The organism is Amycolatopsis eburnea (assembly GCF_003937945.1).
Lineage (GTDB): Bacteria > Actinomycetota > Actinomycetes > Mycobacteriales > Pseudonocardiaceae > Amycolatopsis > Amycolatopsis eburnea.
Genome location: NZ_RSEC01000059.1, coordinates 332,170 through 345,224, shown reverse-complemented (window position 1 = coordinate 345,224; position 13,055 = coordinate 332,170). Strand labels below are relative to the sequence as shown.

Genomic DNA, 13,055 nt, shown 5'->3' with positions numbered 1-13,055 from the left:
ACGATCGAGGTTTGCCCCATGAACCGGAAGCCCCTCGCCCTGATCACCGCTTGCCTGGCACTCACCGCGCTCCCCGGCACGGCTGACGCCACGCCCGGCCGCGGCGTTTCGGCGGTCACGCTGTTCGACCACGTCGTCGGGGACACCGACTACGTGCTCAAGGAAATCACCCTGGCGCCGGGCGGCAGCACCGGCTGGCACTACCACCCCGGCCAGGTCACCGGCTACGTCAAGCAGGGCGTGCTCAGCCACGACGACGCCACTTGCGAGAGCGATGGCGTCTACCACCCCGGTCAGGTGATCGCCGAAGCGAGCGGGCCCGGCTACGTCCACATCGGACGCAATCTGGGCACGACACCTGTCGTGCTCGAAGTGCTCTACCGCAGCCCGGCCGGGCAGCCGCTGGCCGTGGACCAGGCCAACCCGGGGTGTTCCTACGAATGACGCCAGCGGCTGTTCACCCTACTGTCAGCATCGCGCTCGGAGACTCGAAGACATGACCCAGCACCTGACCGACCGTGCCGCACGGGCCTGGATCGCGACGATGGCCCTGTTCGCCGAAACCCAGCCAAACGGCTTCCACCGCGACGGTCCGGCCGGCACCGCCGAACTGGTCACCGGCGCGCCGATGCCCCTGCTGAACGGGATCATCAGCACCGCAGCCGAACCGGACGCCGGCGAGATCGCCGAGTTCGCCGGGTCACGACGGCTGACGTCCGTGGCATGGAGCCTCCAGATCCGCGGCGGGCGAGTCGACGACCGGATCGCCGCGACCGCCGCGGCCCACGGCCTGGGGCAGCGGACGCTGCTGCCCTTCATGCTGAAGGACCTCGAGCCAGCCGTCGAACCCGAAGCGATCGCGGTTCGTGAAGTATCCAGTGTGGACAGTGCCCTGTACCGCACCACGATGGCCGCCGGGTACGAGGGACCGGCCGAGCTCTTCTCGGTCTTCGCCGCGCCGTCCGTGCTGGACCACCCCGCCATGCACGGCTACGTCGCCGAAATCGACGGCACCGGCGTCGCGACGTCCTTCGGCGTTCTGGTCGACGACATGGTGGGGGTGTTCAACATCGCCGTACCCCCGCCATTCCGCCGCCGCGGCTACGGCCGGGCCGCGACGGCCGCCGTGCTCCGCGATGCGTACGCACTCGGCGCACGGACCGCGTTCCTGCACGCCAGCCCGCTGGGGGTGCCCCTCTACGAAGCGATGGGGTTCGCCCACGCGGAGAACTGGTCGTTGTTCACCGGGTGAGCGTGGTGCTGGGAACTGCTCCTGCCGAGCACGTCCGGTGATCCGGCGGCCGGCATGCACGCCCCGTGCGGGAACACCTCGCGCAGGTCGACGGCTCGGTGACCCTGCTCAGAAGCCGACTTCGTCCCCAGTGCGGAAGCGCTGACCCGGACGACCTGGCAGGAAGTCCCCTCCCATCACCGAGACGCCGGCGACGGCGCGGCGCTGCCACGCGCGAGGTAGTTCGGCTGTGGCCATCGTCGCCCGCCGGGACGCGGTGCACGGACGCGGCTTTACGGCTACCGCCACGATGCTCGACCGACCGGCTTCCCGACCCGTTGTTCCCGCTCAGGCGATGGCGAGCCCACCGTCCACCGGCAGCACACTGCCGTGCACGAATGCTCCGGCTCGGGACGCCAGGAAAACCGCGGCGCCGATGAGGTCGAGGTCCGCGCCGGGTCGCGTGAGCGACAGCCTGCCGAGCATCTCGGCCATCCGGCCGGACGTCATTTCCGTCTCGAAGGGTCCCGGGGCGATCGCGTTGACGGTGATCGACTCCGGGCCCAGCGCCAGTGCCAGGTGCCGGGTGAGCGTGTGCACCGCCGCCTTGGTCGTCGAATACGCGAATCCGCGTCCCGACGGCTTCAGCCCGACCACCGAGCCGATGTTGACGATCCGCGCCGGGTCGGCCGGGGAGGCGGCTTCCCGCAGCTTCGGGAGCAGCCGCTGCACCAAGCCGAACACCGGCTTGACGTTGATCGCGAACAACTCGTCGAAGGCGGACTCGGGGTAGGTGTCCACTTCGCCACGGACGTTCGCGCCGGCGTTGTTGACCAGGACGTGCACCGCCGGTTCGGCGGACAACGCTTCCGCCACCGCGTCCATCCCCCCTGTCGTCGACAGATCGGCCGGCACGGCGGTGCAATTGCCCCGCTCCCCCAGGCGGTCGGCGGTGGTGGCCAGGGTTTCCGCCGAGCGGCCGACGATGTAGACCTTCGCCTGCCGCTCGACGAAACCGCGGGCGATCATCTCGCCCAGACCCCGGCCACCACCGGTGACCACCACGACCTTGTCCCGGACGGAGAACAGTTCGTCCATCATGCTCCTATCATTATCCTCAAAGAGCACGATGTCCAGCGTTCACTGCACCGAGCGAATCGTCCCGCCGTCCACCCGCAGCGTCGCACCGCTGATGTAGTCGGCGTACGGGCTGGCCAGGTACGCGACCGCGCCCGCGATCTCCTCAGGCCGGCCGAACCGGCCGACGTCGTTGGGCACGAAGTCCTCGGCCGCGTTGCGCTCGATCTCGGCCCACTCCCCGCCCCAGCCGCGCTCCGGCGCCATCTCGGTCAGCAGGCGCTGCACCGAGTCGACCAGGATCGCCCCCGGAGCGACGACGTTCGACGTCACGCCGGTGCCCTTCAGGTCGCGGGCCAGCGACACCGCAAGGTTGTGGCGCGCGGCCAACGTCGCGTTGTAGTGGGGCTGCATCGCCATCGGCTGCCCGCTCAGACCGCCGCCGATCTGGATGACCCGGCCCCAGCCGCGGGCCCGCATGCCCGGCACGAACCGGTGGATCATGCGCACGCCGGACACCACGTTGACGTCGTAGGTGCGCAGCCAGACCTCGGGCGTCGAGTCCGCCCAGCCGAGGTGGTCGTACGCCCCGGCGTTGTTGACCAGCACGTCGACGTCACCGGCCACGGCCGCCACCGCGTCGGCACCCTCGTCGGTGGCGAGGTCGCCCACGGCCACCGCCTTGGCACCGACCTTCTCCGCGACCGCGCGGGTCCGGGCTTCGTCGCGCCCGTGGACGACGACGTCCGCGCCTTCCTGCGCGAGCAGCAGGGCGATCGCTTCGCCGAGTCCCGAGCTCGAGCCCGTGACGAGCGCGCGCCGGCCGGTCAGTTGCAGATCCATGTTCTCGTTCTCCACATGTATACGACTGTAGACTTTAATCGTAGTCTACACTCGTATACATGACTGAGCCACGTCGCCGCGACGCCGCCGCCACCCGAGAGGCCATCCTGCGCGCGGGCATCGAAGCTTTCACCCGCGCGGGGTACGACGGCGTCGGCGTCCGGGAGATCGCCCAAGCGGCCGGGGTCACCGCGATGCTCGTGAACCGCTACTTCGGTTCCAAGGAAGGCCTGTTCACGGAGGTGGTCGAGGTGTCGCTGACCGAACGGACCGTGCTGGGCGCCGACCCGGCGACGCTGGCCCGCGACGCCGCGGCGACGCTCGTGCGCCGCACCGCGCCCGACGCCGGTGACTTGGACCCGTTCCTGCTCGTCCTGCGGTCCGCCCCGAACCCCCGGGCCGCGGAGATCCTGCGCGCCGGGATCGAAAAGCACGTCGAGCGGCACCTGTACGACGTCGTCCCGGGCACCCGCGGCACCGAGCGGGCGGCGATGGCGCTGGCGGTGATCAACGGATTCTGGCTGATGCGCAAGGTGATCGGCAGCACCGCGCTCAACGAAGCGGACGAAGAAACGCTGCGGAACACCCTCGAAACCCTGTTCCGAGTGCTGATCGACTGAGGCGGCCGGTCAGGTGCCGGGCTCGGTCGTGGCGCGCTCGATGTCGTACAGCTCTTCGAAACCGGCGAGCTCCTGGAAGCTCTCGTAGATCGCGAAGGACTCCGCCGCCGGGCGGCCACTGGGTTTTCCCGCGCGCTGCAGCTCGTACGCCTCGCGCAGCGCGGCGAACGCCGCCGTCTGGCCGGTCACCGCGTCGATCAGGATCGCGTACCCCAGACTCCGCCACTCCTCGGCGGTGTGGAGGTCGAACGACGTGAGTGTGGCGACGGGCGCCGAAAGGCGGGCCGGAGCCTCGGCCAGCTGCTCGTCGTTCGCGGGCAGCAGCATGACGACGTCGGCGCCGGCCTCGTGGTAGGCGGTCAGGCGTTCGACGGCGCGCTCGAAGTCCTCGTTCTGCACCGCACCCGTGCGGGCGATCAACAGCAGGTCGGGGTCGCGGCGGGCCTGCGCCGCGAACCGGATCTTGGCCACCATCTCCTCGAGCGGGATCAGGTGCTCGACGTGCCGATGATGACTGGCGCGCTTCGGCGCGACCTGGTCTTCGAGCTCGATGGCGTGCACGCCGGCCGCCTCGAGCTCCCACACCGTGCGGGCCACGTGGATGGCGTCGCCGAAGCCGACTCCGCCGTCGACGATCAGCGGCAGCCGGGAGCGCCGCCGGATCTGCCAGCTCGCCGCCGCGAGGTCCGAAACGCTCAGCAGCGCCTCGGAAATCGCCAGCGAGTAGCCCAGACCGCCACCGCCGAGGTACCCGCCGTCGTACCCGAGCCGCTCGCAGAGCCGCGCGGTGAGCGCGTCGGGACACCACTGCACCATGACCGGCTCACCGCTCGACACCCGCGCGCGGAACGCCGCCCGATCGAGACCCACCATGTCCGCTCCCATCGCACCCGTCACAGGTCGAGGACCAGCTCCGCGGAGGAGCAGCTCCCGACGCAGATCATCATCGTGTCGCCGGCCGCGCGCTCGTCGTCGTCGAGCACGGTGTCGCGGTGCACCGGCGAGCCGCCGAGCACCTTCGTGCAGCACGTGCCGCAGAAACCCTCCTCGCACGAGTACGGCACCTCGGGTACGAGGTCGCGCACCGCTTCGAGGATCGTCGTGCCGTCGGCTACCTCGACAGTCTGCCCCGTCTGGGCCAGCACCACCGTGAACGGCCGCGCGTGGCTGTCCGGCGCGCCGTCCTCGCCCGGCTCGGTGGTCCCGGCCGTGAAGAGTTCGAAGTGGACATCGAGCTCGGGCCGGACCCGGCTCGCCACCGCACGCAACGCGTCGAGCATCGCCGCCGGTCCGCAGCCGTAGATCGCCGCACCGGCCGGAGCCGACTCGACGATCTCCTCCAGCGGAAGCAGGCCGAACCGGTCCTGCGGCCGGACGTCGACGGCCGCGTCCGCCGCGCACGCCAGCTGGTCGAGGTCCGGCAGGAACGCCATCGACTCCAGCGAGCGCCCGCCGTAGTGCAGCCGCCAGCCGGCGCCGCGGGCCGTGAGCTCGCGCGCCATGCCCAGGATCGGCGTGACGCCGATTCCGCCCGCGACGAGGACGTACGACCCGGCCGGGCGCAGCGCGAAGTGGTTGCGCGGCCCGCGGATCACCAGCTCCTTGCCGACGAGCGCGGTGTCGTGGATCTCCGCGGAGCCACCGCGGCCGGCGAGCTCGCGCAGCACCGCGATGGTGTAGGAGTACGGGTCCCCGCGGTCGCCGCACAGCGAGTAGTGCCGGATCCGGCCGGACGGGAGGACGACTTCCACGTGCGCCCCGGGTTCCCACGGCGGCAGCTGCCCGCCGTCGGCTCGCGCGAGCCGCAGCGAGATCACCCCGTCGGCTTCCCACCGGGCTGCCAGCACCCGGACCTGGAGTTCCGCTTCGGTCGTCATGGCCCACCTTCACGTCTTCGTGATTGCTCCTATAATTAGCATAGAAAGCCGACCCATCGATGACAAGAGCGAAAGCGAACGAGGAGAGACCCGTGACGGCACCGGATCCGACGACCAAGCTGGTGTACCTGGCCCGGCGCAACCCCGCGCTGTCGGCCGCCGAGTTCGTGGTCCGCTGGCGGCAGCATTCGCTGCTCGCCGGCAGCATGCCGCTGATCCGGCCCGGCATCGTGCAGACCGCGCACTGCCTGAACCTGTTCGACCGCACGGTGTTCGCGCGCGCCGCCCTCGACTACGACGGCGTCAACTTCCTCACCCTGACCGGCCCCGAGGTCGCGACGGCGATGTGGCAGCACGACGAGATGATGGAGCTGGTGCAGCCGGACGAGCTCGCGACCTTCTCGACCTACGCCCGCCACTTCACCCTGACGACGCACGAGCACCTCGCAAGCCCCGGGGGCATGCGCGCGCACTGCCTCGCCGTCTTCCTCAAGCGCGACCGCGCGCTGACGAACGAACAGTTCGTCGCGGCGTTGACCGAGGCGCACGCCGGGGTGGCGGCGGGCACCCGCCGCGGCGTGGTGAACGCGGTGGTCGACCGGCCGCCGGGCTACAACTTCGACGCGGTGACCGAGCTGTGGTTCGACAGCGCCGAGGAGATGCGGGCGTTCACCCGGGCACCGGCGTTCGAGGACGTCTACCTGAAGCGGCGCGCCGAGTTGTGCGACGAGATGCGCACGATCGCGATGGCGACCCGGCTGAGTCACGCCCGGCCCGCGATCGACGAGCGAACCGCCGTCGACCGGCCGATCGCGCAGCCTTCCTAGGGCACAAATGGTTCACGCGCGGGGCCCCGGTGCGTCAGGGGCCCCGCGCGTGCGTCGGGGGGATCGGCGGCTCAGACGATGTGCGGAGCCTTGGTGTCCGTGGCCAGCACGGTCCGCGGCAACAGCTCGACGAGTTCCTCGAGCGGCCACGGCCCGGCGTTCTCGTCCCGGAAGATCGTGCGCGCCTCGACCGGGTGGCTGTACATCCCGATCTTGCCGCCCCCGGCCCGGAACACCCGCCCGGTGACGTCCGCGGCCCCGTCGCTCGCGAGGTAGACGACGATCGGGGCAACCAGCGACGCGTCGGCTCGCGGCTCCTTGGCGCGGGCTCGCCGCTCGCTCATCACGCCCTCGGCGATCCGGGCCGCGTCGCGCTGGGCCTGGTCGGCCGTCATCCGCGTCAGCGCGAACGGCGCGACCGCGTTCACCGTGATGCCGTCGTTCTGCAGCTCCCAGGCCAGCGCGTAGGTCAGACTCGTCACGCCGCCTTTGGACAACGCGTACTCCGCGTTGCCCAACGGTGCTGCCCACTGGTTCGACGTGGTGTTGATGATCCGCCCGCCACCCTGGCGCCGGAGCACCGGGATCGCGTGACGGCACATCGCGAAGGTGCCTTTGAGGTTGACCCCGACCATCACGTCGAAGTCCTCCTCGGCGGCGTCCTCGATCTTGTGCTGGCGCACCACGGCCGCGTTGTTCACCACCACGTCGAGCCGGCCGAACGCCTCGACCGCCGTCGCCACGACCCGGGCCGCGCCCTCCCACTCGGCGACCGACTCGTAGCTGGCCACGGCCTCGCCGCCGGCCGCCCGGATGGCGGCCACCACCTCGTCGGCGGGACCGGCGGCCGTGCCAGCCCCGTCCGGATCCACGCCGAGGTCGTTGACCACGACCTTGGCGCCGGCCGCCGCGAGCGCGAGGGCCTCACCGCGGCCGATGCCCCGGCCGGCGCCGGTCACGATCGCCACCCGTCCCTCGAGCGGACCCTGTCCAGCCATCGTTCCTCCTCCACAAGCCACTATCAGGTTAATGATAGGAGCGAAGTCGCAGGTGTCAAGCCGAGTCGAGTTCACCTGCCCGGCTCGGAGTGAACCGAAGAGACGCTTGACCAACCCGAAATCCAGGCTAATAGTAGGAGCAATTGGTCCGGTTCTCGGCCTCTCACCATCCACAAAGGAGCAACGATGCTCGACTGTGCCCGGTCAACCACCCTCGGAACCACGACTTGCCCCGCGACGGCGAGGCAATCCCGGTGAGCGCCGCCGACCCGCGAACCGTCCGGCGCGAGGTCCGCCGCGTCGTCGCCTCGAGCTGCCTCGGCACCGCCATCGAGACCTACGACTTCGTCCTCTACAGCTCCGCCGCGGCGCTGATCTTCGGGCCGTTGTTCTTCGCGCAGCTCAGCCCGGCGGTCGCGACCATCGCGTCGTTCGCCACCTTCGCCACGGGCTACCTGGTCCGGCCGCTCGGCGGCTTCGTCTTCGGCTACCTGGGCGACCGCTTCGGGCGCCGGTGGGTGCTGGTCACCACGGTGTGCCTCGCCGGCGGCGGCACCGGGGTCATCGGCCTGCTGCCGACCCAAGCGCAGATCGGCCCGCTCGCGCCGGTCCTGCTGGTGCTCCTGCGCATGGTGCAGGGCCTGGCGCACGGAGGCGAATGGGGCGGCGGCGTGCTGATGATCGCCGAGCACGTCGAGCCGCGCCGGCGCGGGCTGTACACCGGCATCGGGCAGGGCGGCCTCTCGCTCGGGGCGGTCATCGCCACCCTGGTGATGGCGGTCGTCGCCGGGCTCCCGGAGCCCGTCCTGTTCGGCTGGGCGTGGCGCATCCCGTTCCTGCTGAGCTTCGTGCTCATCGCGCTCGGCATCTACCTGCGGCTGCGGATCAGCGAGTCCCCGCTGTTCGTCGAAGCCAAGCGGGCGCGCGGGCAGAAGGCGGGCCTGGCGAGCCACCTCGGCCCGCTGGTCCGCGGGATCCTCGCGAGCATCCCGCCCACGATGTCCGCGGCCTTCTTCGGCAGCTTCGCGGTGAGCTTCGCCGTCGCCGCCGGGCATTCCCGCACGACCGTGCTCCTCGCGCTCAGCGCGAGCTGGATCCTGTCGACCTTCACGATTCCGTTGTACGGCCTGGTTTCCGACCGGCTCGGCCGCCGGCCGGTCTACGTGGCCTCGGTGCTGGGCGTCGCGATCGCCACGTACCCGTTCCTGCTGGCGATGCGCAGCCACTCGACGGCGTTGCTGTTCGTCGCGTTCATCGTGTTGTTCAGCTTCATCACCCCCGCCGCGCAGGGCACCATCGCGTCGCTGCTGAGCGAGCTCTTCCCGACGCGGCTGCGCTCGACGGGCGTCTCCCTCGCCTACCAGCTCGCCGCGATCGTCGGCGGGCTGACCCCGGTGGTGAGCGCGACCCTCCTGACCACCTCCGGCGGGCTGGGCTGGGTGGTCGTGGTGATCGCGGGCTTGTGCGTGATCGCGGCACCCGCCGTACTGCTCGGCCGTGAGTCGGTCGGGAAGTCGCTGGCCGACACCGCGGCCCCGCGCCCGGTACCGGAGGAACTCCCGGCCCGCTGAGGACGAACCGGCTGGGGTGCCTCCACCCCAGCCGGTTCGTTCAGTTTCCGGAGCCGCGCCGGACCGGTTCGAGCGCTCCCTTGAGGAACACCAGAGGTGCCCCTTCGCCGTCCGCTTCGAGCGCGGCGACCGCACCGAGCACGACGTAGTGGTCACCGGCCTCGTGGACGTCGGCGAAGGTGCAGTCGAGCCACGCGAGCGCGCCTTCGAGCACCGGCGCCCCGGACGGCGCGGGCCGCCAGCCGATGCCGCGGAACTTGTCGGCACCGCGGGCCGCCAGGCGGCGGCAGATCCATTCCTGGTCGTGGGCGAGCAGGTTCACGGCGAACCCGGGCGCGGTCCGGATCTTCGGGAACGTCGTGCTGGCGCGCGCCGGGCAGAACCCGACCAGCAGCGGGTCGAGGGACACCGAGAAGAACGATCCCACGGTCATCCCGACCGGCGTCCCGGCCCGATCGAGCGCGGTGACCGCTACGACGCTCGTCGGGAAGTGCCCCAGCACCGCGCGGAACCGGTCGGAGCCCGGCGGCGCGCTCACCGCCGGGCCCCCGCCTTGAGCGCCGACAGGACGCGCTCGGCGGTGAGCGGGAGGCCGTGCAGCCGCACGCCGACGGCGTCGAACACGGCGTTGGCCACAGCCGGGGCGACCCCGATGTTCACCAGCTCGCCCACGGACTTCACCGCGTCGTCGTCGGCGGCGGGCTCCAGCACCCGGACCTCCAGCGGCGGGACGTCGGCCGCGGACGCGATCCGGTAGTCGCCCAGGGTCGCCGTGACGACCGCGCCGTCCTCGACGACCAGCTCTTCGAGGAGGGTCTGGCTCAGCCCGTAGACGAACCCGCCTTCGAGCTGGCCCCGGTGCGCGACGTCGTTGAACACGCGCCCGGTGTCGGCGACCAGCAGGGCCCGGCGCACGTCGATCCGCCCGGTCTCCTCGTCGACGCCGACTTCGACGGCGATCCCCGCGTGACTGCGGACGTCGGCGTCCGGCGGCGCGGGCCAGCCGGCGGCCGCCGTGCCCTCGGCGACCACGGCGGGGATCCCGAGCTCCACCAGTCGCCGGGACGGCCAGTACCCGCCGCCCTCGCCGGGTGCGCCACCCAGCTCCGCCAACGCCGCCCGGCAGCTTTCCACCACGGCTGTCCCGGCCACCGCGGTCACCCGGCTGGCGCCGGTGCCGGAGTCCTGGAGCGCCGGGTCCGCGCCCACGTCGACGGCCTGGATGCGGATGAACTCCCCGGGTACGCCCAGCGTCTCGGCGGCCAGCCGCTCGAACAGGGAGTAGCTGCCCGAGCCCTGGTCGACGACCGACAACTCGATCCGCACGCCGTCGCTCGCCACGACGCACCGGACGGTGCTCAACCCCGGGCCCGTGTCGCGGAAGGTCAGCGCGACGCCGATGCCCCGCTTCCCGCTGGATTCGGCGCGCCACTTCCCCACGGTTTCCCGCAGTTCCGCGACGATCCGCCGGACTCGCGCGTTCGCCGCGTTGGCGTGGCGGAACTCCACCGGATCGATCCCCAGCTCGTGGGCGATCACGTCCACTTGGGACTCCGACGCGAACAGCGCCTGGAACTCGCCGGGCGCCCGGACGTGCCCGCCGGGGAGGTTGTTCGAGTAGTAGCTCACGCAGCTCTCGCGCCGGTTCGCGACGGCGTACGACCCGTAGGGCGCGTGGATGGTGGGGATGACGACCATCGGGACGGCCTTGACGCCGCCGAAGGCACCGCCGTCGATCACCGTTTCCGCGTGCAGCGCCCGCACCACGCCGCCGGTGACCGCGGTCCGCAGGCGCACCCTCGCCGGGTGGCGCGTCGCGGTGGTGGTCAGCTCTTCGTCGTAGGACATCGTGTGGCGCGCCGGTCTCCCCGTGCGACGGGCGAGCAGGTAGCAGGCGATTTCGGCGTACGGGAACCCCTTCGACCCGAAATCACCGCCGACCGGGCTCAAGTGGACGCGCACGGTGTCCACCGGAACGTTCCCCACCTCGGCGACGAGGCGACGGAGGTTGAACGGCTCCTTGTGCGTGGCCCAGATGTCGACGCGGCCCTCCGTCACCGACACCAGGCAGGCGTGCGGTTCCAGGGGCGCGGAGTGATTGCGGGCGGCGGTGAAGGTGTGGTCGAAGACGTGGTCGGCCGCCGCGAACGCGGTGTCGACCTCGCCTTCCTCGGTGGCCCAGATGCCTTGCGCGTTCGGGCACGGCCGGTCGGCGACCGCGCCCGGGTACTCCGCGTACCGCGGGTGCAGCGGATCGTCGGCTCCCATCGCTTCGTCGAGCCCGGTGATCTCCGGCAGCGGTTCGTACCCGACGTCGACGGCTGCCGCCGCGGCGACGGCCGTGGCCGGGTCGACCGCGGCTACCGCCGCCACGCGCTGCCCGGCGCACAGCACGCGGTCGCCCGCGAGCACGGGGTAGTCCCGCAGAGCGCGGCCGAGCAGGATCTCCCCGATCTCCCGATGGGTGAGCACGTCCACGACACCCGGCATGGCCAACGCGTCGCTCGTGTCGACGCCGGTCACCCTGGCGTGGGGAAAGGGGGAATGCACGAAGGCCACGTGCAGGGCTCCGGGAGCCCGGACGTCGGCGACGTACGCGGCTCCGCCGTCCACCTTCGCCGAGCCGATCGCGCGACGGTTCACGATGCCCCACCTCCCGAGCCGATCTCTTCCAGCGCACGCTTGACGAATACCCCGGCCATTTCCCGCTTGTAGTCGGCACTGCCCCGGTGATCCCCGACCGGCGACACCGCATCGCGGACCGCCGCGACGACGTCGTCCGGCTCCCGCAGCTCGTCGTGGGTCCGGCCCACCAGCAGCGCGGCCGCTTCCTCGCACGCGACCGGGACCGGCCCGACCGCGCCGCAGAACACCCGCGCGGCCGCGATCCGGCCGCCGTCGAAACGGACCCGGACGGCGGCGCTCACCGTCGCGTAGTCGTCGGCGGTCTTCGGCAGGAACTTGCGGTACGAGCACCGCTCCCCCGCGACGGGCAACGGCACGACGACCTCCCTGATCAGCTCGTCCGGTGCGAGCACCGTCGACATCGGACCGTCGCCGAGTTCGGCCACCGGGACCCGACGGGTACCGCCGGTGCCCACGATCCCGGCTTCGGCGTCGAGGGCGGCCAGCAGCACGGGCGGGTCCTGTGCTGGTTCGGCCAGCGCGAGGTTCCCGCCGACCGTGCCCCACGCCCGGACGCGGACGTTGCCGATGTGGCCGAACATCGCGGCCACTTCGGGACGTTCGCGGCGGAGCACCGGATCCGCCGCCAGCCGGCCGTGCGTCATCGCCGCACCGATGACGAGCCCGCCGTTCTCGACCCGCACGCCGCGGAGTTCGGGGATCCGGGACACCGACACGAGCGTCGCGGCCGAGACCAGGCCGAGGTTGGCGAGCAGGCCCACCGAGACCCCGCCGGCCACGGCCAGGGCTTCTTCTCCGGCGAGTGCCTCGAACGCTTCCTCGAACGAGCGGGCCGACACGAACCGCGTGCTCATCCGGCCTCCCGCGCCTTCTCGATCGCCCGGACGATGCCGTAGTACGCGCCGCATCGGCAGAGGTTGCCCAGCATCCGCTCCCGGATGTCCGCATCGGACAGTCCGAAGAGCTCGCCGGACAGGACCAGCGACGCAGCCGTGACCAGCTGGCCGCTGGTGCAGTACCCGCACTGGAACCCGCCCTCCGCCAGGAAGTCCTCCTGCAGCGCGCGCAGCCCGGGATGGGCCGCGAGTCCTTCGACGGTGACCACCTCCGCGCCGTCCACCTGGGCCGCGAAGGTCAGGCAGCTGCTGGTCGGCGCGCCGTCGACGAGCACGGTGCAGGCACCGCACACGCCGACAGCGCACCCCGCCTTGGCTCCGGTGAGGCCGAGTTCGTCGCGGAGCACGCCCAGCAGGCGGGCGGCCCCGTCGACCAGCAAGGAGCGGGGTTTTCCGTTGACGGTCACCGAAACCGGGTACCCGGCAACCGGCGGTTCCTGGTGGAGCGCGGCTTCCTCGGGCATCGGTC

At 71.6% G+C, this 13,055-nt stretch carries 14 protein-coding genes; 5 read left to right on the top strand and 9 right to left on the bottom strand.

Features of this window, described 5'->3' with window-relative positions; translation table 11 throughout:
• Positions 1-18: 18 nt before the first annotated feature.
• Positions 19-444, top strand: a complete 426-nt coding sequence (locus EIY87_RS33755) for a cupin domain-containing protein (protein WP_125313959.1) — start codon at positions 19-21, stop codon at positions 442-444.
• A 52-nt stretch (positions 445-496) separates the two neighbouring features.
• Positions 497-1,252: a GNAT family N-acetyltransferase gene (locus tag EIY87_RS33750; RefSeq protein ID WP_125313958.1), complete on the top strand. Its 756-nt coding sequence runs from the start codon at positions 497-499 to the stop codon at positions 1,250-1,252.
• A 327-nt stretch (positions 1,253-1,579) separates the two neighbouring features.
• Here the strand turns inward: EIY87_RS33750 and EIY87_RS33745 are convergent, their stop codons facing one another.
• Together EIY87_RS33745 and EIY87_RS33740 are read right to left on the bottom strand one after the other, a co-directional pair.
• On the bottom strand, positions 1,580-2,332 hold the full coding sequence (locus tag EIY87_RS33745) for an SDR family NAD(P)-dependent oxidoreductase (protein ID WP_225440190.1): 753 nt from the start codon (positions 2,330-2,332) through the stop codon (positions 1,580-1,582).
• Positions 2,333-2,371: 39 nt separating this feature from the next.
• Positions 2,372-3,151: an SDR family NAD(P)-dependent oxidoreductase gene (locus EIY87_RS33740; RefSeq protein WP_125313957.1), complete on the bottom strand. Its 780-nt coding sequence runs from the start codon at positions 3,149-3,151 to the stop codon at positions 2,372-2,374.
• A gap of 59 nt (positions 3,152-3,210) precedes the next feature.
• Here EIY87_RS33740 and EIY87_RS49020 point away from each other — a divergent pair, with 59 nt between their 5' ends.
• On the top strand, positions 3,211-3,771 hold the full coding sequence (locus tag EIY87_RS49020; protein ID WP_191984367.1) for a TetR/AcrR family transcriptional regulator: 561 nt from the start codon (positions 3,211-3,213) through the stop codon (positions 3,769-3,771).
• Between the two features lie 9 nt (positions 3,772-3,780).
• On the opposite strand, the gene EIY87_RS33730 is transcribed toward EIY87_RS49020, so the two are convergent.
• Together EIY87_RS33730 and EIY87_RS33725 are read right to left on the bottom strand one after the other, a co-directional pair.
• Positions 3,781-4,644, bottom strand: a complete 864-nt coding sequence (locus tag EIY87_RS33730; protein WP_125313956.1) for an isocitrate lyase/PEP mutase family protein — start codon at positions 4,642-4,644, stop codon at positions 3,781-3,783.
• Between the two features lie 20 nt (positions 4,645-4,664).
• Positions 4,665-5,648: a PDR/VanB family oxidoreductase gene (locus EIY87_RS33725; RefSeq protein ID WP_125313955.1), complete on the bottom strand. Its 984-nt coding sequence runs from the start codon at positions 5,646-5,648 to the stop codon at positions 4,665-4,667.
• 92 nt (positions 5,649-5,740) lie between these two features.
• Here EIY87_RS33725 and EIY87_RS33720 point away from each other — a divergent pair, with 92 nt between their 5' ends.
• On the top strand, positions 5,741-6,475 hold the full coding sequence (locus tag EIY87_RS33720) for an EthD domain-containing protein (RefSeq protein WP_158641408.1): 735 nt from the start codon (positions 5,741-5,743) through the stop codon (positions 6,473-6,475).
• A 71-nt stretch (positions 6,476-6,546) separates the two neighbouring features.
• Here EIY87_RS33720 and EIY87_RS33715 read toward each other — a convergent pair whose 3' ends face one another.
• A complete protein-coding gene (locus EIY87_RS33715; RefSeq protein WP_125313953.1) occupies positions 6,547-7,473 on the bottom strand; it encodes an SDR family NAD(P)-dependent oxidoreductase in 927 nt (308 codons plus the stop codon).
• Positions 7,474-7,727: 254 nt separating this feature from the next.
• On the opposite strand from EIY87_RS33715, the gene EIY87_RS33710 reads away from it, so the two are divergent.
• Complete coding sequence (locus tag EIY87_RS33710) at positions 7,728-9,044, top strand: MFS transporter (RefSeq protein ID WP_158641407.1); 1,317 nt, start codon at positions 7,728-7,730, stop codon at positions 9,042-9,044.
• 40 nt (positions 9,045-9,084) lie between these two features.
• Here the strand turns inward: EIY87_RS33710 and EIY87_RS33705 are convergent, their stop codons facing one another.
• Genes EIY87_RS33705 through EIY87_RS33690 form a run of 4 tightly spaced genes read right to left on the bottom strand, consistent with a single transcriptional unit; the run spans position 9,085 to position 13,050 of the window.
• Complete coding sequence (locus EIY87_RS33705) at positions 9,085-9,582, bottom strand: flavin reductase family protein (protein WP_125313951.1); 498 nt, start codon at positions 9,580-9,582, stop codon at positions 9,085-9,087.
• Entirely contained in the window at positions 9,579-11,687 is a 2,109-nt protein-coding gene (locus EIY87_RS33700) for a xanthine dehydrogenase family protein molybdopterin-binding subunit (RefSeq protein WP_158641406.1), read from the bottom strand. The genes EIY87_RS33705 and EIY87_RS33700 overlap by 4 nt, the downstream gene beginning before the upstream one ends.
• Complete coding sequence (locus EIY87_RS33695; protein ID WP_158641405.1) at positions 11,684-12,544, bottom strand: FAD binding domain-containing protein; 861 nt, start codon at positions 12,542-12,544, stop codon at positions 11,684-11,686. Before EIY87_RS33695 ends, EIY87_RS33700 begins: the two co-directional genes overlap by 4 nt.
• Positions 12,541-13,050, bottom strand: coding sequence for a (2Fe-2S)-binding protein (locus EIY87_RS33690; RefSeq protein ID WP_125313948.1), 510 nt, complete (start codon positions 13,048-13,050; stop codon positions 12,541-12,543). The genes EIY87_RS33695 and EIY87_RS33690 overlap by 4 nt, the downstream gene beginning before the upstream one ends.
• Positions 13,051-13,055: the final 5 nt, after the last annotated feature.